The organism is Streptomyces sp. NPDC107559 (assembly GCF_055657365.1).
The window spans coordinates 129,809-152,178 of sequence record NZ_JBVKBD010000008.1; the positions used below are offsets into that span (position 1 = coordinate 129,809).

Here is a 22,370-nt window from a genome sequence, read left to right on the forward strand (position 1 = left end):
CCATTGACATCGGTCGGTCAGCCCCGGCCGCCGTGCCATCGGACCGCGACGGCCCCGGCGAAATCGCCGGCGTGGGCGAAACCTCCGAGCACCACCAGGGCGCCGTCCTCCACCTGCCCTGAGCGGACGGCGCGGTCCAGTGTGACCGGGATCGCCGCGCCGAACAGATTCCCGCACTCCTCGAAGGTGTTGAGGTGCCGTTCGGCGGGGAGCTGCAGTGCCTCTCTCCAGTTGCGCAGGAAGGTGCGGTTGGGCTGATTGGTGATGAGGGTGTCGATGTCGGTCGTCGCGATGCCCAGGCGTCGGCAAAGATCCGTGATCACCTCGGGGACCAGGCGGTTTCCCCGGGCCAGGACCTTGGCCAGACTGGCCTCGGTGAAGCCGATCCGCAGCTGGGATCCGCCCGGTTCCCAGTACTTGCGCCCGTCGTCGAGCGCCACCGTCATGTCCCCGGCGTACTCACCGACGTGCCGCGTCTCCACGTCGAGGACCGGGCTGTCGGCCGACGTCGTCAGGTACCCCACGCCGCAGCCGTCGCCCGGGACGGCGGCCTGGGCGAGTCTGCGCACCTCGGACTGGGTGAAGCACTGGCCCGCCGCGCTCTGCGCGTTGCAGATGAGTGCGGTCCTCGCGTCGGTCGTGGAGAGGATCTGCCGGGCCAGCTTCATCATGTACACGAAGGACGCACAGCCCGCGTTGGCAACGTCGACGAGCCACTCCGGGTTCAGCCCCAGTCGGCGTGCCACTTCGGTACCGGCGCCCACGAACGGCAGATCCGGCAGCTGGCTGTGGACCAACAGCACGTCGACGCCCCGGATCTCGCTGCGGCCGTGCCGCTCGATGAGGGGCTGCACAGCGCGCTCGACCATGTCCGCGTTGGTCTCGTCCGGGGCCACGTGGTGCCGTGCCGGCGGCACCTTGAACATGGGGTGGCCGCGGAGTTTGTCCTCGGCTCCGGGGTAGTCGGTGTAGAACGTGGCGGGGACCGGTGCGCCGGGCAGGTAGCTCGCGACGTCGGTGAGGCTGACGGTGGTCACGCGGTCACCGTCCTCGCCGGTGCCGTGCTGATCGGCAGGCCGTTGCGGTGGCGGTGTTCCAGGATCGCCTTGAGGTTGTTCATCTCCACCGTGTGTCCCGCGTAGAAGAGGTCCCAGAAGTCGCCCACCCACGCCCTGTCCGGGCGCGGAGCCTTGTCGGGGTGGGGGTTGTCGTCGTAGTAGGGGTGTCGGCAGTTGGTCCAGGTGATCACCGACCCAGCCTCGCCGAGCACCAGCGGGGCGGGCACCACACGCATGAGGTAGATCATCCACAGTGTGTCGCCCTGGTCCCACGCGCAGTGGTAGTCCACCGTCAGGGCCTCTGCGTTGGCTACGACCTTGCAGTAGATCTCCGTGTCGTCCTCGAGCCGGTCATGGCCCACCCAGAGCCCGGGTGTGCCCGATGGGGTGAAGTCCCGCAGGCTGCACGTCCATTCCTCCAGGTGGTGCCCCTGGCTCAGATAGGCGTAGGCCTGCTCCGGAGGGCAGTCGACGTGGGCGTGGATCGTGCAGTACTGCCCGTAGACCTGATGGTGCGGGTAGACGGAGTGGGTGAGTTCCATGCAGTGCGCGACGAGTTCCTCCTTGCCGGGGTTCTCGATGCGCATCAGACCGGGGATGTCAGCCAATGCGGACGATGCCTTGCTCATGGGGACTCTCCTTGCTCTCGGTTTCCGGCCTGTCGGCGGCGTCGCCGGTGCGGGGCGCTGCGGCGGCTTCGGCGAAGGACCGGAAGGAACGGAACGGGGGGATTTCGCGGGGGTCGCACTCCAGCGCGACGAACGTGGGCCCCGCGCCCTCGTTGCCTTCCAGGAGCGCCTTGTGCAGCTGCGCCGCGTCAGCGGCATGGGAGACCGTCAGGGACGGGAAGGCAGCCGCCATCGCGGCGGCGATGTCGGTGCGGCCGAACAGGTCGTCGCCGCGGATTCCGCCCTGGAGGAATTGCTCGCGCAGCGCGCACATCGCGTGTGCGTTGTTGTTGAAGATCACGAAGGTCACGGGTGCGGCATGCTCCACGGCGGTGTGCACCTCCATCCCGTGCATGAAGAACGCTCCGTCGCCGGCGAGTACGTAGGTACGGCGTCCGGTGGCGAGCGCGGCACCGATGCCGGCGCCGAAGGTGTAGCCCATGCCGCCCATGCCGAGCGCCACCACGAAACGGCCGTGGCGCGGCGCGGGCAGGTGATGGATCGCGCCGGCTCCCGCGTTGCCGGCGTCCACGAAGACGTGTGCGTCCTGGGGGAGTGCCGCTGCCACCGCGGCCAGCGCCTGGGGGTAGGGAACGGTTCCCGCCGTGTTCCGGGGCGCGAGGTCCGGCGCGAGGGCGGGGAGGGGACCGGCGTGCCGGGGGCAGGACCGGGAGAGTGGCGGAAGCCGGCCGGCCACCGTGCGCAGCACCTCCCGCAGATCTCCGGCCAGCGCGGTGCACTCGACGAACGCCGGCTCGGGCCCCAGGCATACGACTTCGGTGTCCGCCAGGGCCTGTTCGAGGCCGTCACGCGTCACCAGAGGCAACCGGGTACCGGCCAGCACGCACACGTCGGCCCGTCGCAGGCAGTCCTCGACGTTGGAGTGACCCATCACCCCCGCCACGCCGGCGAACCGCGGATCACGGTTGTCGAAGACGTCCTTCGCGTCGGGGGTGACCGCCACCCATGCCCCCAGGCGCCGGGCCAGTTCGGCCAGTTCTGCACGCGCGTCGTCGGCGGCGACGCCCTCACCGGCGATGACGAGGACGCGGCCGGCCCCTCGAAGGGTCTGCGTCACGGAGGTCAGGGCCGCAGGGTCCAGCCGGGCGACCGACGCCGCCGGCGCCGGAGCCGCGCCCCCTGCCGGTGCCGGCCTGCGGCCGGGTATCGCGAGCTGCGTCTGCTGGACGTCCTTGGGGAGCAGCAGCACCGCCGGTCCGCGCGGATGGGTCCGGGCCGCGGTCAGGGCCCGACCCAGCAACTCGGGCAGCGCGTCGGCGTCCTCGACCCGGGCGCAGAACCGGGAGACCGGCCCGAAGACGTCCCGGGCGTCGAAGGAGCCCCCTTTGCCACTGGAGTCCTGGAACGCCCCCAGGCCCTCCTGCCCGGTCGGCGGCTGTCCCACCAGCGCCAGCACGGGTACCCGGGAGGCATGGGCCTCGGCCAGGCCCGGCAGGAGGTTCATCGCGCCACCGCCAGAGGTGGCGGCGACCACGCCCAGGCGCCTGGTGGTGCGGGCGTATCCGTCGGCCATGGTGACGGCGGCGAACTCGTGCTTGGCGACGACGGCGCGGACGGCACCGCCGCGGTGCACGGCGTCGTACAGGTCCTCGATGTTCGCGCCGCCGACGCCGAACACATGGGTGACGCCCGACCGGGCGAGTTCCCCGGCCAGGTAGTCGACCAGGCGTGTCGCCTCTGCCTCAGGTGGGCGTGAGGTCGTGGTCGTCATGCGGGGCTCCTGTCCGTCTCGTGGTGCCGGTCGGCGGGGCCGGACGGTGACATGAGCTGAAAGCGCTGCCGGTACTGCCTGGGAGTGAGTCCCAGCGCTCGTCCGAAGGAGCGGAAGAACGTCTCGGGGGCCGCGAATCCGCAGCGCCGCGCTATCTGGGCGATCGCCAGATCGGTGGTCTCCAGCAGCTCGCGGGCGCGGGCGATGCGCTTTCGCTCGACGTACTGCCCCGGGGTCGCGCCCACCTCGCGCCGGAAGACCCGGGAGAAGTTGCGCGGGCTCATGTTGGCCCGCAGGGCGATCTCGGCCACGGGAAGCCGGTGGTCCAGGTTGTGCATGATCCACTCCTGGGCGGCGCGGATCGGCGGATGGTCGGCCAGTTGCGCGTCGAGGACGGCGCTGACCTGCGGCTGTCCTCCGTGCCGCCGGAGGGGCAGCACCAGGAACCGTGCCACCTCCAGCGCGAGCGGGGCTCCGTGGTCGGCCTCCACCAGAGCAAGCGCCATGTCGATCCCGGTCGACACGCCTGCGGAGGTCACGAAGGGGCCGTCCCAGACGAAGATCGGCTCCGCGTCCACCGTCACTTCCGGATAGCGGCCGGCCATCGCCTCGGTGTAGGCCCAGTGGGTGGTGGCGTGTCTGCCGTCGAGGAGGCCGGCCTCGGCCAGCAGAAAGGATCCACCGCATACGGAGGCGACTCGACGGGAGCGCGTCGCCGCCCGGCGGATCCAGGAGACCAGCGCCCGGTCCCGCAAGGCGCTGTGGAGACCCCAACCGCCGGGCACGAGGAGCGTGTCGATCGGTCCCTCGGCCGCCGCCAGCGGCGAGGCCTCCACGATCACCCCCGAACTTGTGCGCACCCGCGGCCCGTCGGCGGAGACGAGGTCGAGCAGATAGGGCCTTCCCGGCGAGCCGAGGAGCCGGTTGGCGGTTTCGAACACTTCCATCGGTCCGGTGATGTCCAGGGCCAGTGCGCCTGTGTACAGCACCACAACAACACGTCGCTCTGACACGATCACACCCTGTATCGGGCGAGGCACTGGCTGCAATGCCGGTTTATTGACGTATCCGGCCAACGCTCGGTCGGTGATCACCCGAAAAGGGAACCTGACCAGGCAGTTCCGGAGCCGCCCGGAATGGGGGCGGGTGAGGCGGCTCACAGGGCGTTGGCTTGAACGGTGTCACCCCCCGCCTCAAAACGAGTCGTTCCCGGGCTGGACGACGGCCTTCCTCGGCCCCGCCGGCCGCCACGCCGTCACGCTCGACCTCGAAGGGCCGTTGGCCGAGGTGTCCTGGAGTGAACAGCGTCTCGGCCGGATCGCCCGAGCCTCACCCGATGGCACATTAGATCTTGCGTGCAACATTTTCATTGTTGCAATGTTCTGTCTAGTTCTTGCGTGACGTTGTCGATGACATTACGGTCCCCCTCGCGTCATCAGCACCCCCCTGCCTTCCGCCTGCCTCCCGTCTCCCCGTGCATCACGCCCCTCCCTCGCCGGCGGTACCAGCAGGGCATTTCCGGCATGTCCTGATGAAAGGAGTGGTAAGTGCTCCATTCCATCCGAGAACTGAGGCGAGCCCTCGTCTGGGCGGTGAGCACCGCGATGGTGGCCGCCGTCGGCATCGTCGCTCTGGCCGTCCAACCCGCCTGGGCGGCGGCCGCCGCCACCGGCGGCAGCGGCGCGAACCTGCCGTACGTCGAGGTCCAGGCGGAGAACTCCGCCACCAACGGCACCACCATCGGCCCGAGTTACACCCAGGGCCAGCTCGCCGACGAGGCGTCGTACCGAAAGGCGACGACCCTCCAGGGCACCGGCCAGTACGTCACGTTCACCACGCCGGTGGCGACCAACTCGATCAACTTCAGGTACAGCATCCCCGACGCCTCGGGCGGTTCGGTCTACACCGCTGCGCTGTCGCTGTACATCAACGGCGTCAAGCAGCCCGACTTCACCCTGACCAACGCCTACAGCTGGTACTACGGCAGCTACCCGTTCACCAACACGCCGGGCACCAACCCGCACCACTTCTACGACGAGGCGCACCGCCTGTTCTCCACCACCTATCCGGCGGGCACGACCTTCAAGCTGCAGGTCGACTCCGGCGACACGGCGTCCTCGTACACGATCGACTTCGCCGACTTCGAGCAGGTCGGCGCCGCCCTGACCGCGCCCTCCGGTTCGGTGTCGGTGACCAGCAAGGGCGCCGACTCGACCGGCGCGGCCGACGCGACCGGCGCGTTCAACGCCGCGATCAGCGCGGCAGGCCCCGGCGGCACCGTGTGGATCCCGCCGGGCACCTACAACATCCCCGGCCACATCAGCGTCAACAACGTCACGATCGCCGGCGCCGGCATGTGGTACTCGACCGTCACCGGCACGGCGCCCGGCTTCTACGGCAACTCCGCGCCCTCGGCCAGCACCGGCGTGCACCTGCAGAACTTCGCGATCTTCGGCAATGTGCAGGAGCGCAACGACAGCGCCCAGGTCAACGGCATCGGCGGCGCGATGAGTAACTCGACCGTCGCCAACCTGTGGATCGACCACATGAAGGTCGGCGCCTGGATGGACGGGCCGATGGACGCCCTGACGTTCAGCGGCATGCGCATCCGTGACGTCACGGCGGACGGCATCAACTTCCACGGAGCGGTCACCAACTCGAAGGTCACCAACAGCGACATCCGCAACACCGGCGACGACGGCATCGCCACCTGGGCGGACTCCGGCATCGGCGCCGACGCCAACGACACCATCTCCAACAACACCGTGTCCCTGCAGATCCTCGCCAACGGCATTGCGATCTACGGCGGCCACGACAACACCGTCAGCGGCAACCGCGTGGTCGACTCCGGCATCAGCCAGGGCGGCGGCATCCACGTGGGGCAGCGGTTCTCCTCGACGCCCGTCGGCACCACCACGATCTCCGACAACACCATGGTCCGCGACGGCAGTCTCGACCCCAACTGGCAGTTCGGCGTGGGCGCGCTGTGGTTCGACGGCAGCCAGGGCGCGATCACCGGCCCGATCAACGTGACCAACGCGCTGATCCAGCAGAGCCCGTACGAGGCGATCCAGTGGGTCGAGGGCACCATCAGCGGGGTCAACCTCAACAACGTGACCATCGTCGGCACCGGAACCTTCGCCCTCCAGGAACAGACCGGCGGCGCGGCCAAGTTCACCAACGTCACGGCCACCGGCGTCGGTTACTCCTCCCCGGTCTACAGTTGTTCGGCCGGCAGTTTCACGGTGACCGACGGCGGCGGCAACTCCGGCATCGGCGGCACGCCGTACTGCGGAGGGTGGCCTGCCCCGGTCTACCCGCCCTACCCGTCCGAAGGCGTCACGGCGACCCCCGGCGCGCTCAACTTCGGTTCGCTACCCACCGGTTCGACCAGCGCCGCGCAGGCCGTGACGGTCTCCAACCCGACCAACGCCGCCGCGTCCGTCTCGTCGATCTCCACCAGCGGCGACTACTCCCAGACCAACACCTGCGGCTCGTCGATCGCGGCGAACGGCTCGTGCACCGTCAGCGTGAAGTTCGCGCCGACGGCGACCGGCAGCCGCAGTGGCACACTGACCGTCGACGCGGGCGGGGTCACCGACACCGTCACGCTCTCCGGCACCGGCACCGCGCCGGGCCCGGTGCTGAACACCGACCCGGGGAGCCTGTCCTTCGCCGCCACGGTGGTCGGCTCCTCGGCCGACACGCAGACCGTGAAGGTGACCAACTCGGGCACCACCTCGGCGACCGTATCGGGCGTCACGGCCACCGGTGACTTCAGCCAGACCAGCACCTGCTCCACCCTCGCGGTCGGCGCGTCCTGCACGGTGACCGTCGGCTTCAAGCCCACCACGGGCGGCTCGCGCACGGGCAACCTCACCATCAACAGCAACGCCAACAACAGCCCGACCGTCGTCGCCCTGACGGGCCGCGGCATCGACAGCACCACGAACATCGCCGCCGGGCGGCCGGCAATGGCGAGTTCGAGCAACAGCCCTTACGTCGCCTCGAACCTCACCGATCCGGACGCCTCGACGTACTGGGAGGGCGCGAACGGTTCGTTCCCGCAGTGGGCGCAGGTCGACCTCGGACAGAACTACAGCGTCGGCAAGGCCGTGCTCAAGCTCCCGCCGGCGACGGCGTGGTCGGCCCGCACCCAGACGCTGTCGGTACAGGGATCCACGGACGGCTCCAGCTTCTCCACGATCAAGGCATCGGCCGGCTACACCTTCGACCCGAACTCCAACAACAACACGGTGACCATCACGTTCAGCGCCGCCACGGCGCGCTACGTGCGGGTGAACATCACCACCAACACGGGCTGGAACGCGGCCCAGTTGTCGGACCTCGAGGTGTTCCCCAGCACCGGCGGCTCCTCGCCGGCGACCCTGTCGGCCAACCCGACGTCGCTGTCGTATCCCACCCAGGCACTCAACACCGCCAGCAGCGCGCGGACGGTCACCGTGACCAACACCGGAACCGCGGCCGCGACCGTCTCCGGCATCACCGTCACGGGCGACTTCTCGCAGACCAACACCTGCGGGACGTCGATCGCGGCAGGAGCTTCCTGCACGGTCGCCGTCACGTTCACGCCCATCGCGTCGGGCACCCGCACCGGCGACCTCAGCATCGCCAGCAACGCGTCGAACGGCACGACCACGGTCGCGCTGACCGGCACCGGAGCCGGGGCGGTGAGCAGGAACCTGGCGGCCGACGCGGCAACCACCGAGTCGAGCCACACCGACGTCTACCCGTCGACCAATGTGACGGACGGCAACCAGGGCACCTACTGGGAGAGCGCCAACAACGCCTTCCCGCAGTGGGTGCAGGCCGACCTCGGGTCCGCGCAGAGCGCGAGCCGCGTCGTCCTCCAGCTCCCCGCGACCTGGGGCGCCCGCAACCAGACGCTGTCCCTGTCGGGCAGCACCGACGGTTCGAGCTTCACCACCGTCAAGTCCTCGGCCACGTACACCTTCGACCCCACCACCAACAACACCGTCACCCTCACGTTCGCCGCGACCACCCAGCGGTACTTCCGGGTGAACGTCACCGCGAACAACGGCTGGCCGGCCGGTCAGATCTCCGAGTTCCAGGTCTGGAACACCTGACCCGCCCCTGTCGGTGCCGCCGGGCGCGCTCGCACCCGGTGGCACCGACCACCGAAGCTCAGGAGGTGGCCCGGTCCTCCCGCACCCGGATCACGATCTTCCCGCGAGGATGTTCCGCGAGCAGGGCCTCGTATGCGGCACGGGTGCCGGACAGCGGTACGACACGGTCGACTACGGGAGAAAGGCGGCCGTTCTCGATCAGCTCGGTGAGGGCTTCCAGACCGGCACGGTCCGGCTCGACGACGAAGAACAGCCCGCGTGCTCCATGAGCCGCGGCGTCATCCGGATTCGGGGGCTGCACGATGCTGACCAGAGTGCCGCCCGGGCGCAGCGTCGCCCACGAGCGGGTCAGGGTGTCGCCGCCGACCGCGTCGAGCACGACGTCGACGTCGCCCACGTGATCCTCGAAACGCTCGTTGTTGTAGTCGACGACCAGGTCCGCGCCGAGCCGGGTGACGAATTCCCGGTCGCGTGCGGAGGCCGTGGCCGTCACGCGCGCGCCGAGCGCCGCGGCGATCTGCACGGCGAAGGAGCCGACGCCTCCGGCCGCGCCGTGGACCAGCACGTGCTGTCCCTTTGCCAGTGACCCGTGTCCGGCGAGCGCCTGCCATGCCGTGAGGCCCGCCAGCGGGACGGCCGCGGCACTGGCGTGGTCCAGCCGGGAGGGTTTGGCGGCCAGGGCGTCCGCGGGGACGGTGACGTACTCGGCGGCCGCTCCGTCACGGGTGAACGGGATGAGCCCGTACACCTCGTCCCCGACGGCGAGGCCGGTCACTCCCGGACCGAGTCCGGCCACGACGCCGCTGACCTCGTGCGAGGGAACGACCGGCGTCCTGTCGCTGCCCGTCCCGTCGAAACTGTCGGTCCATGTGGCGTCCCAGTCGAGCTCGCCGCTGGTGATGGAGACCGCGTGCACAGTCATCAGCACTTCGCCCGCGTCCGGTTCGGGCCGCGGCGCACTCTCGTACACCAGTTGCTCCGGTCCGCCCCTCTTGTGTGCTCGAACAACACGCATGGTGGTCATCGGTCCATCACTCCTTGAGATGACGGCGGTGTTCCGGCCGCCGTTGCCTCGTGTGCGTCCGGACTCCGTGGGCGTGTGGCCTCCACCGAGGATACGGGCGATCAGGGCGGACGGCTTCTGGCAGACGAACCTGGCAGCGCCGGTCACCCACATGGGTGCCGATGAACACGGTGACCCTCCCCACGAGCGTCCCGGCGGAAGCAGACCGCCACGGGCCGGTCCCGGGGGACGTCGGGTTCAGCAGGGACGTCCCGTGATGAGCTCGGCAGCCTTTTCAGCGATCATGATCGTGGGTGCGTTGGTGTTTCCACTGGTGACGGTCGGCATGACGGAGGCGTCGACGACGCGGAGCCGCTCGACTCCGTAGACCTCCAGATCCGGATTGACGACGGCGTCGTGTCCGCTTCCCATGGCACAGGTGCCGACCGGGTGGTACGCCGTGGCACTCCATCTGCGGACGTGCTCTTCGAGAGCCGCGTCGCTCATGCCGTCCAGACGGTCCAGGCCGCCACCGGCCGGCAGGTACGACCGCGCCAGGTATCGGGCGAACGGTGCGCAGCGGGCGATGCCCATGACCGCTCTGAGTCCGGCGACCATGACTGACGTATCCGCGGGCACGTCGAAGTACCGGGGATCGATCAGCGGTGGGGCCTGCGGATCGGGCGAGGCGAGACGGACGGTGCCGCGAGTCCGCGGGTGCAGGGGGACGCAGTTCATCGTGAACACCGGCCGGTCGGGATCTTCCTCACCGCTGAGAACGAGTGCCGTGGCGCCTCCCACCAACTGCACGTCGGGACGGCTTTGGTCGTCTGTGACGTCGAGGAACGCGCCGACCTCGCCGTAGTTGGAGGCGAAGGGCCCGTCGCCGTGGGCGCGCCACCGTTCGAGGTTGTCCGGGGTGAGCAGGTCCCGGACGATGTCGGTGGAGTCCCGGGTCTCCCACACGACGGGAGTCATCAAGTGGTCCTGCAGGTTGCGCCCGACCCCGGGCAGCGGGACTCGGACGTCGATCCCCACGTCGTGCAGCTCGCCGGGATCGCCCATGCCCGAGAGGAGGAGCAGTTGGGGCGAGTTGATGGATCCGCCGCAGAGCAGGACCTCCCTGTCGGCGTGGGCCGTCCGTTCCTGTCCGTCCCGCAGATAGGTGACGCCGGTCGCGCGTGATCCGTCGAGTGTGATCCCTGTCGCCAGGGCGTTGGTGCGTACCGTGAGATTGGGTCGGCCGAGGGCCGGGTGCAGGTAGGCGTCGGCCGTGGACCACCGTCGCCCGTGATGGCAGGTCACCTGGTAGAGGCCGGCACCGGCAGGGGACGCACCCGCGAAGTCGTCGTTGCGGTCAAGTCCCCATGCCACGGCGGCGTCCAGCCAGGATTGTGAGAGTTCGTGGGTGTAGACGCGGTCCTCGACGTGCAGGGGTCCGTGCGAACCGTGGTAGGGCTCGCCGAGCCGGCTGTTCGACTCGGACTTCATGAAATAGGGCAGAACGTCGTCGTAGCCCCAGCCCTTCGCTCCGTGCTCGTCGCGCCAGCTGTCGTAGTCGTGCCGGTTGCCCCGGATGTAGATCATGACGTTGGTGGATGACGAGCCGCCCAGTGTCTTGCCCCGTGGCCAGGAGAAGGTGCGGGCCGGCCGGGGCTGCTCGACCGTCCGGTAGCTCCAGTCGGCAGGTGTTCCGAAGAGCATGCCGAGCGCTGCTGGGACGTGGATCAGTTCGTCGGTGTCGGGGCCGCCCGCTTCGAGGAGCAGCACGCGGACGCGCTCGTCGCGGCTCAGGCGGTCCGCGAGTACGCAACCGGCGCTGCCGGCGCCCACGATGACGTAGTCGAATCCTTCGGTTCCGGTGGAATTCATGGTGACTTCCTGGCCCGGCGGACGGCCGTGGCGTCAAGGGTGGTAGATCGACTGGAACTGCTGGTAGGCATGGAGCCCCTCGGGCCCCAGTTCGCTGCCGAGCCCGCTGGCCTTCCGCCCTCCGTAAGGGGAGGTGAGGTCGGGAAGATAGCCGTTGAGCCCGACGGTGCCGGTACGGATACGGCGGGCCACCTGGGCGCCATGGTCCAGGTCCGTGGTCCAGACGGTGCCGGCGAGGCCGTAGGCCGACTCGTTCGCCAGGCGTACTGCCTCGTCCTCGCCGTCGTAGGGCGTGATCGTGAGGACCGGGCCGAAGATCTCTTCCTGCGCGATGGCCGACGAGTTGTCGACGTCGGCGAACACGGTGGGTTCGACGAACCAGCCTCGGTCGAAGCGGGCCGGCCGGTCTCCTCCGGTGGTGAGCCGAGCCCCTTCGCTGACTCCGGTCTTGATGTACCCCAGGACCCGTTCGCGCTGACGGCGGCTGACGAGGGGGCCGATCTGCGTGGCGGGGTCGAGCGCGTCACCGACGACGGCGTCATGGGCCATCGCGGTGCAGAACTCGACCACTTCCTGATTCCTGCCACGGGGGGCCAGGATCCTGGTACTCGCGTAGCAGGTCTGTCCGTTGTTCAGCAGAGTGGCCATGAAGAACTGCTCCGCGTTCGCGGCGAGGTCGGCGTCGTCGAGCACGACGGCGGCGGACTTGCCTCCCAGCTCCAAGGTCACCGGCCGCAGCAACTCGGCGCATGCAGCGGCCACTTGGCGCCCCGCTGCGGTGGATCCGGTGAACGACACCTTGTCGATGTCGGGATGGGAGACCAGATACGCCCCGGTGTCGCGGTCGCCCGGAACGATGTTGATCACGCCGTCGGGGATGCCCGCTTCCTCGACCGCCTCCGCGAGCAGCACCGAGTCGAGGACCGTCTCGGGAGCCGGCTTGAGGACGAGCGTGCAACCGGCCGCCAGAGCTGGGGCCACCTTGAAGAAGGCGATGGTCTGGGGGAAGTTCCAGGTCATGATGGCGGCTACGACGCCTACGGGTTCCCGGCGGACCAGGGTGGTGCCGCGGGGCAGTCCGGTGCGCAGTTCCTCGGCCGTCGTGCTGTCGGCCAGACCCGCGTAGTAGCGCAGCAGGGCGGACGGCACCACGCCTTCGAAGGACCGGGCGACGGTGATCGGCATGCCGTTCTGCGCGCTGACGGCGGCGGATGTCGCCTCGTTCCTGGCATCGAGCGCATCCGCGAGACGGATCATGGCGGCCGCGCGGCGTTCAGGGCCCCAGGAGGCCCATCCGGTCGGCGCGTCGAAGGCGGCACGAGCGGCTGCGGCCGCCCGGTCGATGTCGTCCCGGGAGCCGTCCGGGACGGCACCGAGATGATCGCCGGTACTCGCGGATACGACGTTGATGACCTGGCCGCCGGACGTGTCCACCCAGCGTCCGCCGATGAACAGATGGTGGGGATCCATGGTGAACTCTCCCCACGGCATGGCCCTGGGGCCACGAACTCCGTGGTGTTCGGTATGTGGATGACCAGCGGGCACGGGGGTGCTCAGCGCGGTACGCAGGCCGCTGCCGGTCATGGCTTTCCTGCGCGGTGGCCCGGCGCGTCGAACCCGCCGATGGGCCCCATCTGCGATGCCCCCTGAGCCTGGTACCGGCCCTGGGGAGCGTTTTCATGATTCACGACTGAATAAAATCGACATTACACCCATCTGGGGTAATCTGCCACCAGATGGGAAAAATACTGGTGCGCATTCCATGCCCGCCGTCGGAGAGGTGGCACCTCATGAGGACATATGGCGGAGCCACGGCGGAAGAGCGCGTTGCGCTGCGCCGTCGGCGTCTCATGGAGAGCGGCCTCGAACTCTTCGCCGGCCGGGGATACGCCCACACCTCCATCCGGGCGGTACTGCGTCACGCCGGGCTGAAGGACAGGTACTTCGCGGAGAGCTTCACGTCCCTCGACGACCTCATGGCAGCGCTCATGCGAGACATCTACGAGGAACAGGTCGCCCGCTGCGCCGACGCGATCGCCACGGACCAGCCGCTGCGCGTCCGGGCCCGGAACGTGATCGACGCCGTCGTCGGGCTCTCTCTGGAGGACCCGAGAAAAGGGCGCGTCAAACTCACGGAATCCCTGGGGGCCGGTCCTCTCACGGCACACGAACGGCGTCTGGGCCTGCGGCGCATGAGCGGTCTCGTGGAGTCCCTCCTGAGGGAAGGCCGTCATGATCCCCGGATCGACCCTGCCACGCTGTCCGTGGCCGTCGTGGGCGCGGTCAGCGAGATGCTGCTGAGCTGGTTCAACGGAGAGCTGGGCGTCTCACGGGAGGAACTGGTGGATCAGGGTCTCCTCCTGTTCGAGGCGATCACCGAGCACGCCTCGGCGACATCACGGGAATGACAGAGCGGCGCCACTGCCAGCAGTTCCCGGAACCGGCCGGAACCATGCCTGCACGAGCGGGGGACCTCGTCAGCGCAGCAGCGATCGAGGCCGTGCGGCCAGGATGGCCTCGGCCTCGTCGGCGATCGTCCGGACCACCTCTGCGGCGGGACGGACGGCATCGACGAAGACCGCCGACTGGCCATAGAGAATCGCGCTCGTGTCAGGGTCGGGCAGACCCTCGAACGGGCTGACGTCCTTCGGCGGCGCGAATTCCTCCTTGCGGTCCCGCAGTGTCGCCTCGCGCTCCGACCACTCGTCGGTGAACCGATTGCGGCGCACCCGTTCACCGATGTTCGCCGGCCACGGCAGCCCCGACACGATGTCGTAGGCCCGCGTCCATACGGTGTCGCCGCCGTCACTCTCGACGATCAGACGCTTGTGGACGTCGTGTACCTCGATCGCTTCGGGCGTGGCGAGAAACGCCGTGCCCAGCCAGGCGCCGTCCGCCCCGGCGGTGAGGGCGGCCGCGAGTGTCCGGCCGTCGCCGATGCCTCCTGCCGCCAGCACCGGGACATCGGGGTAACGCCTCACGATCCCGGCCAGGAACGGCAGCAGACCCATCGTCCCGGTATGGCCACCGGCCTCGGCGCCCTGTGCCACGAGGACGTCGGCACCCGCGGCGACGGCCGCCTGGGCGTCTTCGTAGTTCTGCACCTGGCACATCACCCGGGCTCCGGCGGCCCGGGCGCGGGCAAGCCACGGCTGTGGGTCGGCGAACGACAGCGCGACGACATCTGGTCGTTCTTCCAGAGCGGCCTCGAAATGCGGCTCGGTGAAGGGGAGGAGCGGCGTGATGAAGCCGACCCCGAACGGTCGGTCGGTCGTGGCGCGGACGGTCGCGATCTCCGCTCGGATCCAGTCAGGTCCTTTCCAGGGATGGGTACCCCCGAAGGAGCCGAGCCCGCCGGCCGCGGAGACCGCGGCGGCGAGTGTTCCGCCGCTGTGCAGGGCCATCGGCGCCGCCATCACCGGATAGGTGATACCGAACATTTCGGTAAATCTCGTATGCAACATGCCTAGACGTTAGCGAATGCGGCTGGGGCGCGTTTTGAAAGCCGACTCCGCCGCCGGCCGTTGCGGCACTGGATGTGCCCGGCCACCTGGTGGGGATCGAAGCCACCGCCGTCATCGGCTGAAGACGTCGAGAAGACCGCGGAACGAGTCAGATCCGCCGGTGACCGGCGTCGCCGGCTGCCGGGCCGCCCTCCAGCACCGGGCGCCGGCGCAGCCGTACGGCGTCGAGTATGTGCTCGCCCATGGGATCGGAGTCCAGGTGGGGGTGGGCGTCGATTCGCAGGCGGCGTCCGCCGAGGGAGATCACGTGGTAGGCGAGCACCTGGCCGCCGAAGAGCTTGGCTCCGTGGATCTGCCGTGAGAGCACGAGACGGTCGACGTCGTCCCAGGTCACGACGAGAGGGCGGCCGTAGGAGGTGTACACGAGACCGTTGGCGTACAGGTGCGTGCGGACGAACCCCTTGGGCATTCTCCACAGCATGACCGGAAGCGCGATGATCACCAGGAGAAGCGCCGCGAGCAGGTAGAGCACCAAGGTGGTCACCAGCTTCTCGAGGCCCGGGATGTCGGTCCCGGTCTGGCTCAGGACCCAGTTCACACCCCACAGCGCTCCTACGATCAAAGCGCCGATGGCCGCCATGGCGACCACGATCTCCAGCGGGCTGGTGTTCTTGCGGGTGAAGACGTGATCGCCCAGGGAGCGCTCGGCCGCAAGGCGGGTGACGCGGGCGGACGGGGCATACCCCTTCATCTGTGCGGCATCGGGGAACCGCTTGATGACGGCAACACCCAAGGCCGTGACGGCCAGACCCGCGAGGATGACGGTGGCGGCGGTCAAGGCCGAGGTGTCGCCGAAGATCAGCACTCCCAGGCCGTACAGCATCGTCCCCAGCCCGCCGAACACCAGCAGCAGCATCAGGCAGCCCAGGTTCAACAGAGGCCCCTCGGAGTGCTGTCGAGCGTCGTCCGTCATGGCGTCCCCCCAGGGAAATCGTGGATGTGGATGCCGAATGTAGCCGTTCTCCGGAGTCCGGCCGGGCCTCCGGTGGCGGATGGTGCCAGAAAAACGTTTCTCTCAGACTTGCGGTAATAATTCGATGCCCTATTTCGATGCATTATCGAATTACTGCCGAAATGGGCTCGATGAGTGTCTTTTCTGAGTGTGTCCGGCGTGCTGCGGCAGCGCTCCGAACCGGCCCTGTATCCCTTGAGCGCCACGCCAGGAGACGAAAGGCCGGAGACGATGGTCGAGCGAAGGAAATTCCTCAAGGCCGGTGCCCTGGGAGGCGCGGCCCTGCTTCCCCAGGGCGGCGGTCCGGGAGCGCAGGCATACGCGGCACCGGCCGACCGGGCGGCGTGCCCGAGCGGCCCGGTCCCGCACACCCCTCACCTGGAACGGTATGTCGATCCGCTGCCCATGCCGCCGACGGCGGTCCCGGATCCGTCCGCCTATCCGGGCGCCGACTACTACGAGATCACGATGCGGCAGGGCTCGTGGCAATTCCACCGCGATCTCGCACCGGCCACGGTGTGGGGTTACTGGGCCCACAACCCGCACACCCCCCACAAGCCGACCGGCATGGGCTACCTCGGACCCACCGTCGCCGTCACCACGGACCGCCCGACGGTCGTCAAGTACCGCAACGAACTGCCGACCACCCACCTGTTCCAGACGGTGATCGACGCCATTCGCGGCGGGTGCGACGAACTCACCCCCACCCCGCCACCCCCCTACAAAGCGACCCTGCCCTTCCCCTCGAACGTCAACGTGTGGAACACCGTCCACCAGCACGGCGGCTTCACGGCGCCGCAGTCCGACGGCATGCCCATGCAGTCGTTCAGTTCCGACGGTATCCACGCCGCGGCCTACAGCACCCTGGAACCGGGCCGGGTCAAGCGCAACGAGGCCATCTACGCCTACACCAACCACGACCGTTCGTGCATGCTCTGGTATCACGACCACGGCATGGGGATGACCAGCCTCAACGTCTACGCGGGGCTGGCCGGTCTCTGGCTCGTCCGCGAGCCGGCCGACGACTGGCTCGGGCTGCCGCGGGGCGAGTTCGAGGTCCCGCTCATCCTGCAGGACCGGACCTTCGGCCCGGACGGCTCCCTCAAGTACTCCATGGCCCTGAGGGAGGGCGAGGACACCCCGGTCGTCAACGGGAAGGCATTCCCCTATCTGGACGTCGAACGGCGACGCTACCGGCTGCGCCTTCTCAACGCCTCGAACGAGCGGTTCTGGCGGCTGCGGTTCGAGGCCTGGCCCAGGACCGCGCTGCCGCAGGTCAACCTGCCGTTCTGGCTGATCGGCACCGACAGCGGCTTCCGTGAGCCGCTGCAGATGCTGAACTTCCTGATCTCGCCGGCCGAGCGGTACGACCTAGTCATCGACTTCAGTCAGGTGCCCGTGGGCACGAAGGTCAGGCTGACGAACTATCATGCGCCGGTCCACTACCCCGGCATGCCGGGCGAGGGGCCGGAGATCCGGGAGATCATGGAGTTCCGGGTCACCGGGCAAGCGTCCGGAGGCGGGGACAGGAGCCGGCCGCCCAAGGAACTCAGGCTGCCGAGGGTCGTGCCTGTCAAGCCGAAGCCGCACACCCGTCGCCGGCAATGGGTCGTGTACCAGCACAAGCTCTTCAGGACCATGACGTTCAACGCGGTGCCGTTCGAGGCACCGTCCCAGGACTTCATCAAGGTCGGCGCGAGTGAGATCTGGGAGTACATCAATCCCAACCACGACGCCCACCCGATGCATGTCCACCTCATCAACTTCCAGGTGCTGAACAGGCAGCCGATCGACGCCGCGAGCTACAACGCGGATTATGAGAAATGGATTTCACGGGGCCGTAGACCGAAGGATCTGCCGAAGGTGGAGAACTATTTCACCGGTCCACCGGTTCCGCCCGATCCGGACGAAGCACTGTCCAACAAGGACACGTTCAAATCATATCCGGAGACGGTGACCAGAATCATCATCCCGGAATTCACCCCGCCGAAGGCCACGATCGCGTCGATCCCAGGCAGCGGCACCGAGCTTCCGGCGACGTACATTCACCACTGCCATCTTCTCGAACACGAAGACGACGATCTGATGCGCCCGTGGACGATCGTCGGCCATGGCGACCAGAACGCCGAGCACGGCCAGGGCGACGCTCATGGCCACGGCGGCTCTCACGGCCACTGACGGGACCGCACGAGCCGGAGCCGCCGGGCCGCGCCGCCTGGCGCGGACCGGCCCGGCGTCTCCGGCAGGATCATGGACTCCCGTTCATGGGGCGGCGTGGAATGTCGTGCGTATGTTGCGGCGGAGGGACTCGGCGACCTCCCGGTCGAAGGGCTCGGTGCCCGGGGTGAGCACCGATGCGGCCGCCACGGCCACCCCCAGCGTGCAGGCGGTGACCGGATCGTCCTCGGCACTCAGTCGTGTGGTGAGCGCGGCCACCATGCTGTCTCCGGCTCCGGCGTCGCTGACCAGCTGCCCGGGCGGCGGTGGTGCGCGCAGCTCGGTGTGGCCGTGACGGGTCGAGCACAGCGCACCGAGGTCGTCGATCGTCGTGACGGCGACCTCGACGGCACCCGTGGTGAGCAGGTGCTCGTTGACGGCTCGGGCGTCGTCGAAGCCGGTGACGTCGCGGCCGATGAGGTCGGCGGCCTCGGTCCGGTTGCACCTGAGCAGGTAGACGCCCTCTGCGAGCCCGTGCCGCAGCGCCGGGCCTGATGTGTCCAGCACCAGCCGGGCTCCGGCCGCCCTGACCTGGCGGGCGACGGCTGCGTAGAAGTCGTCCGGCAGGCCGCTGGGCAGGCTGCCGCTGGCCACGACATAGCGGCAGGCGCCGATGGCCTTCCCCAGCACGTCGAGGCAGCGCCGTCCCTCCTGGTCGTCGAGGTGTGGACCGGGCGGGACGATGTGATGGCTGCGGCCCGACTCGGTCTCCAGCAGTACGAGTGCTTCGCGGGTCTCGCCGGCGATCTCGACGGCGATGTGATCGAGACCCTCCTCGTCCAGCAGTCTGCTCAGGCGTCGGCCGACCTCGCGGCCGGCGGTGTGGACGGCGACGGCCCGCCCTCCGAGACGTGTCACGCCACGGGCGACGTTGATGCCTCCGCCTCCGCCGGTCACCGACCTGACCCGAGCGCGGTTCTTGCCGATGTCGGCGAGGTGGCCGACGTCCCAGCACATGTCGACGGCAGGGTTCAACGTCAGAGTGAGCACCGTCCCGGCCGCGGTGGGAGCTGTCCCGGCCGCGGGGGAATCCGGCGCTGGTGCCGTGTTCATCGCGAAGGCGCGGCATCGAAGGCGTCGTCGGTGCCCGTCCACCGGCCGAGCCAGTAGTGGGCAGGCAGGGAGGCCATGGTCTGCTCCCCACGTTCCTGGCCGAGCTGCCGACGAAGCGGGTACCCGGCACCCGAGGATCCTGCGCACGGCCCGTCGAGGTCGGCTCCCGCTCCGCCTGCCACCGGACTGGCGGTGGGGTCTCTCATCGCCGACCCGTACCCAGCCTCGACGCTAACCCGTCCGGCGGCCCGGCGCACCTCCTCGCGTCACCGGAACGGCCCGGACGGCGTCGGCCGGTCCCGGCCGGGCGGGGGCATCGGCAGCCCGTACCGACGATGAGGGCGCAGTCGTACTCGCTGCCGGATGCGGGACGTCGGCGGTCTACGGGCCGAGGTAGACGGTTGACGGGAGCCAGGTCGGGCGGGGCAGGCCGAAGTGTTCCTCCAGCATCAGCTCCGCCTGGGTGAGCGCGCCGTAGACCCAGCCCTGTCCGGTCGACCATGCCGATCCGCACACGTACAGGTTGGCGTCGGGGCGCGGGCGGCGCATGCGCGGCATGATCTCCCAGCTCTTGGCCCCCACCTGCCAGAAGTGATAGGCGGCTCCGTACGGGTCCTGCACCCAGTCCTGGAAGTAGGCAGACGTCGGCTCGGGAATGCGGGCGCGGGGACCGTGCAGCTCGCGCAGTTGGCGCTGTGCCTCCTCGACCAGCGTTCCCGGTGCTGCCGCGTCCATCGGACGTGGTGGCCGGGTCACCGCCACCGGGGCGAGCCGGTTCGGCCGTGGCAGCAGCTCGTTCCAGAACTCCACGTCGCTGAGATCGTTGTACGAGGCCAGCAGCAGGGCGTTGTGGTTGGCCGGGTCGGCGCCGGGCTGTTTCCCCTCGACACCCCAGTAGTAGGTCTGACGCAGCGGCAGGTCCGTCACCGAGCGGCCGGACTTCAGGCCGAGGCTCTCCCACCACGGCCGGTCGTAACCGAGGAAGAGCTTGGAGGCCGGTCTCGGGAGGATGGAGCCCAGGTCGGACAGGAACTGGTCGCCGGCGAAGAGGAAGGTGTCCGGGTCCAGCAGTTCGATCGAGCGCTGGGGCATGGCCAGCACGACGTGGCGTGCCCGGACTTTGAGCGGTCGGCCCCCGGGCCAGACGGCGAGGGTGAGAGCGAGCAGGTCCTCGCCGTGGAGGGAGTCGCGGTCGATCCGTCGTACTTGGTGATGGAGGTGGATTGTCCCGCCCTCCGCCTTGAAGCGCCGGGCCAGTTCCTGGGGCAGGGTCTGGTAGCCGTCGGTCAGGTACCGGTACTGCGGTGGGGGTGAGCCGATGAAGTCCGCGACCGATGCCTCCATGGCCTCGATGCTGTTGACGTTGTCGACGACCGAGCCGTATCCGAAGCCGTCGTGGAGGAACGACCAGCCCTCCTGTCCGACCGCGTCGAGCAGCAGGTTCCAGAATCCGATGTCGTAGAGGTGGCGTCCGTCGGCCTTGGCGGTCGGCTTGATCCTGTCCCACGCCTTGTGGTCCATGGAAGCGGCGCCGGGGACGTAGCGCTTGATGACGGACAGCAGCGCGTCGTCCGGTGTCATGCCCCGGATCGAGGACGGCAGGTCGTAGGGCACGGTCTTCGGGTCGCCCCACTGGGACTGGGTGAAGCGGCGCCGGCGCAGGTAGACGAGGTTCTGCGGTTCGTCGACCGGGAAGGGGGCGGTCGGCAGTTCGAGGTGGTCCACGAGTTGGGCGACGACGGGCTGGTTGCTCAGGTAGCGCATCCCGCCGAGTTCGGCGTGCAGGTGTGGCATGCCGGGTGGAGTCACGGAGAAGAGGCGGCCGCCGATCCGCTCGCTGCCCTCGAAGAGGCGTACCTTGAGGGGCCCGCGGCGGCGCCGACGCAGCTTGTCGAGTACGCGGCTGCCCTTGGCCTCCGGGCCGAGCAGCCGCCAGGCGGCGTACGCCCCGGACACCCCGGCGCCGATCACCGCCACGTCGACGATGTCGCCCTCGCCGCTTCCGGGACTCGCCCATGCCGGCGCTCCCAGTGCTCCGTGGAAGGCGGCGGCGGCGCCGAGCGCGCCGGTCCCTCTGAGCACGTCGCGGCGCGTGGGTCGGCCCATGTCCTGAGGTCTCCTTCGACCTTGTCGCCGAGGGCCGCCTGCTGCGTCCCCGAGCTGCCATAACGTAGCAACAAGGTCATTTGGTGCGCCGTGACGGACAGTGCCGGGCGCGTCGCGGCAGCGTTACCCCGAGCGGGCGGGGCCGGGCTCATTCACTGTCGGGCGGCGGGACGTGGCCGGGGGCGCCTGCCTGCAACCCGGCCATGACGAGGTCGAGAAGCCGGGCGGCGCGCGGGCGCCAATCCTCGGCCGGGGTCAGCTGCCACAGGCCGGCGATGGCGAGGATGAAGTCGTCGGGGGTGACCCCGGGGCGTGTGGTGCCCGCTTCCTCGTTGGCGTGCAGCAGGAGCCCGGCCGCCGTGGCGAGGGGGGTGGGGGAGGGCTTCGCGGGGCCTCCCGGCGCACTGGTGGCCAGGCGCATCGCCTCGGCCAGCCCCGCTTTGGCCATGGCGAACTCGGCCAGTCGGTCCATCCAGGTACGCAGGGCTTGCGGCGGCGGCAGTTCCTGGAGCAGATCGCTCGCGCTGTCGGCGACCTGCCGCATCTCGTGGCGGTAGATCTCCAGAACGAGGGTCTCGCGGTTGGGGAAGTTGCGGTAGAACGTGCCCTGCCCGACTCCCGCCTTCTTGGCGATGGTGCTGAGCGGTGCGGCCGGACACCGCGTCAGCTCGCTCAGGGCGGTGCGCAGAATGCGTTCACGGTTGTGCTGTGCGTCCGCGCGGAGAGTGGCCTTCCCTTTTTCCTGCAACGGTCACTCCCTCGAGGCACGTGGCTGGAGCGCGCCCTTGCTAAGCGGACAACTGTCCGTTACGTTTCCAGGTAGCGGACAGCTGTCCGGTTGAGGTCCAGTCTAGCGAGGGACGGGGCCCGCACGGCAGTCCGCCGCTGACATCAGCGCTCCATTCACAGCCGTGCCGCCCATACCTGCCGATCCGAGCGCCCTCACCGACATCCCCGCGCGGGCCGGATCACCTGCGATGCCGTCCACGCCATCACCACGGCGACGCGCACCGCACGTGGCCGTCCCGCGCCGCGCCGAGGTCGGCGTACGTCAAGCAGCTTGTGTGAGAAGGAAGT

15 protein-coding genes are annotated in these 22,370 nt (G+C 69.2%); 3 read left to right on the forward strand and 12 right to left on the reverse strand.

From position 1 onward, the window contains the following. Positions 1–17 precede the first annotated feature (17 nt). The 4 genes from ACZ7OY_RS24010 to ACZ7OY_RS24025 are packed head-to-tail and all read right to left on the reverse strand — an operon-like array spanning position 18 to position 4,471. Complete coding sequence (locus ACZ7OY_RS24010; protein ID WP_471913245.1) at positions 18–1,037, reverse strand: 3-oxoacyl-ACP synthase III family protein; 1,020 nt, start codon at positions 1,035–1,037, stop codon at positions 18–20. Beyond that, positions 1,034–1,687: an SRPBCC family protein gene (locus ACZ7OY_RS24015; RefSeq protein ID WP_471913246.1), complete on the reverse strand. Its 654-nt coding sequence runs from the start codon at positions 1,685–1,687 to the stop codon at positions 1,034–1,036. The genes ACZ7OY_RS24010 and ACZ7OY_RS24015 overlap by 4 nt, the downstream gene beginning before the upstream one ends. Then, complete coding sequence (locus ACZ7OY_RS24020; protein ID WP_471913247.1) at positions 1,659–3,458, reverse strand: thiamine pyrophosphate-binding protein; 1,800 nt, start codon at positions 3,456–3,458, stop codon at positions 1,659–1,661. The genes ACZ7OY_RS24015 and ACZ7OY_RS24020 overlap by 29 nt, the downstream gene beginning before the upstream one ends. Then, on the reverse strand, positions 3,455–4,471 hold the full coding sequence (locus ACZ7OY_RS24025; protein WP_471913248.1) for a GlxA family transcriptional regulator: 1,017 nt from the start codon (positions 4,469–4,471) through the stop codon (positions 3,455–3,457). The genes ACZ7OY_RS24020 and ACZ7OY_RS24025 overlap by 4 nt, the downstream gene beginning before the upstream one ends. A gap of 534 nt (positions 4,472–5,005) precedes the next feature. On the opposite strand from ACZ7OY_RS24025, the gene ACZ7OY_RS24030 reads away from it, so the two are divergent. Then, on the forward strand, positions 5,006–8,566 hold the full coding sequence (locus ACZ7OY_RS24030; protein ID WP_471913249.1) for a choice-of-anchor D domain-containing protein: 3,561 nt from the start codon (positions 5,006–5,008) through the stop codon (positions 8,564–8,566). 58 nt (positions 8,567–8,624) lie between these two features. Here the strand turns inward: ACZ7OY_RS24030 and ACZ7OY_RS24035 are convergent, their stop codons facing one another. The 3 genes from ACZ7OY_RS24035 to ACZ7OY_RS24045 all read right to left on the reverse strand — a co-directional run bounded on the left by ACZ7OY_RS24035 (position 8,625) and on the right by ACZ7OY_RS24045 (position 12,911). Further along, complete coding sequence (locus tag ACZ7OY_RS24035; RefSeq protein WP_471913250.1) at positions 8,625–9,590, reverse strand: NADP-dependent oxidoreductase; 966 nt, start codon at positions 9,588–9,590, stop codon at positions 8,625–8,627. 237 nt (positions 9,591–9,827) lie between these two features. Next, the gene (locus ACZ7OY_RS24040; RefSeq protein WP_471913251.1) at positions 9,828–11,441 is read right to left on the reverse strand and encodes a GMC family oxidoreductase; all 1,614 of its coding nucleotides are present in this window, start codon (positions 11,439–11,441) and stop codon (positions 9,828–9,830) included. A gap of 33 nt (positions 11,442–11,474) precedes the next feature. Beyond that, on the reverse strand, positions 11,475–12,911 hold the full coding sequence (locus ACZ7OY_RS24045) for an aldehyde dehydrogenase (RefSeq protein ID WP_471913252.1): 1,437 nt from the start codon (positions 12,909–12,911) through the stop codon (positions 11,475–11,477). A 320-nt stretch (positions 12,912–13,231) separates the two neighbouring features. Here ACZ7OY_RS24045 and ACZ7OY_RS24050 point away from each other — a divergent pair, with 320 nt between their 5' ends. Beyond that, complete coding sequence (locus tag ACZ7OY_RS24050; protein ID WP_471913253.1) at positions 13,232–13,849, forward strand: TetR/AcrR family transcriptional regulator; 618 nt, start codon at positions 13,232–13,234, stop codon at positions 13,847–13,849. A gap of 69 nt (positions 13,850–13,918) precedes the next feature. Here the strand turns inward: ACZ7OY_RS24050 and ACZ7OY_RS24055 are convergent, their stop codons facing one another. After that, on the reverse strand, positions 13,919–14,905 hold the full coding sequence (locus tag ACZ7OY_RS24055) for an NAD(P)H-dependent flavin oxidoreductase (RefSeq protein WP_471913254.1): 987 nt from the start codon (positions 14,903–14,905) through the stop codon (positions 13,919–13,921). 148 nt (positions 14,906–15,053) lie between these two features. Next, positions 15,054–15,878 carry a hypothetical protein gene (locus tag ACZ7OY_RS24060; RefSeq protein WP_471913255.1) on the reverse strand — a complete coding sequence of 275 codons (825 nt, stop codon included), beginning with the start codon at positions 15,876–15,878 and terminating at the stop codon, positions 15,054–15,056. Between the two features lie 270 nt (positions 15,879–16,148). On the opposite strand from ACZ7OY_RS24060, the gene ACZ7OY_RS24065 reads away from it, so the two are divergent. Continuing rightward, on the forward strand, positions 16,149–18,095 hold the full coding sequence (locus ACZ7OY_RS24065; protein ID WP_471913256.1) for a multicopper oxidase family protein: 1,947 nt from the start codon (positions 16,149–16,151) through the stop codon (positions 18,093–18,095). An 84-nt stretch (positions 18,096–18,179) separates the two neighbouring features. Here the strand turns inward: ACZ7OY_RS24065 and ACZ7OY_RS24070 are convergent, their stop codons facing one another. The 3 genes from ACZ7OY_RS24070 to ACZ7OY_RS24080 all read right to left on the reverse strand — a co-directional run bounded on the left by ACZ7OY_RS24070 (position 18,180) and on the right by ACZ7OY_RS24080 (position 22,041). Continuing rightward, positions 18,180–19,187, reverse strand: coding sequence for a 1-phosphofructokinase family hexose kinase (locus ACZ7OY_RS24070; RefSeq protein ID WP_471913257.1), 1,008 nt, complete (start codon positions 19,185–19,187; stop codon positions 18,180–18,182). 381 nt (positions 19,188–19,568) lie between these two features. Continuing rightward, positions 19,569–21,293, reverse strand: a complete 1,725-nt coding sequence (locus ACZ7OY_RS24075; RefSeq protein WP_471913258.1) for a flavin monoamine oxidase family protein — start codon at positions 21,291–21,293, stop codon at positions 19,569–19,571. 148 nt (positions 21,294–21,441) lie between these two features. Then, positions 21,442–22,041: a TetR/AcrR family transcriptional regulator gene (locus ACZ7OY_RS24080; protein WP_471913259.1), complete on the reverse strand. Its 600-nt coding sequence runs from the start codon at positions 22,039–22,041 to the stop codon at positions 21,442–21,444. Positions 22,042–22,370: the final 329 nt, after the last annotated feature.

Coding starts and splice junctions, on each gene's coding strand:
- ACZ7OY_RS24015 (WP_471913246.1), bottom strand. CDS start 1,687: ATGAGCAAGGCATCGTCCGCATTGGCTGACATCCCCGGTCTGATGCGC.
- ACZ7OY_RS24020 (WP_471913247.1), bottom strand. CDS start 3,458: ATGACGACCACGACCTCACGCCCACCTGAGGCAGAGGCGACACGCCTG.
- ACZ7OY_RS24035 (WP_471913250.1), bottom strand. CDS start 9,590: ATGACCACCATGCGTGTTGTTCGAGCACACAAGAGGGGCGGACCGGAG.
- ACZ7OY_RS24040 (WP_471913251.1), bottom strand. CDS start 11,441: ATGAATTCCACCGGAACCGAAGGATTCGACTACGTCATCGTGGGCGCC.
- ACZ7OY_RS24045 (WP_471913252.1), bottom strand. CDS start 12,911: ATGGATCCCCACCATCTGTTCATCGGCGGACGCTGGGTGGACACGTCC.
- ACZ7OY_RS24050 (WP_471913253.1), top strand. CDS start 13,232: ATGAGGACATATGGCGGAGCCACGGCGGAAGAGCGCGTTGCGCTGCGC.
- ACZ7OY_RS24055 (WP_471913254.1), bottom strand. CDS start 14,905: ATGTTGCATACGAGATTTACCGAAATGTTCGGTATCACCTATCCGGTG.
- ACZ7OY_RS24060 (WP_471913255.1), bottom strand. CDS start 15,878: ATGACGGACGACGCTCGACAGCACTCCGAGGGGCCTCTGTTGAACCTG.
- ACZ7OY_RS24065 (WP_471913256.1), top strand. CDS start 16,149: ATGGTCGAGCGAAGGAAATTCCTCAAGGCCGGTGCCCTGGGAGGCGCG.
- ACZ7OY_RS24070 (WP_471913257.1), bottom strand. CDS start 19,187: ATGAACACGGCACCAGCGCCGGATTCCCCCGCGGCCGGGACAGCTCCC.
- ACZ7OY_RS24075 (WP_471913258.1), bottom strand. CDS start 21,293: ATGGGCCGACCCACGCGCCGCGACGTGCTCAGAGGGACCGGCGCGCTC.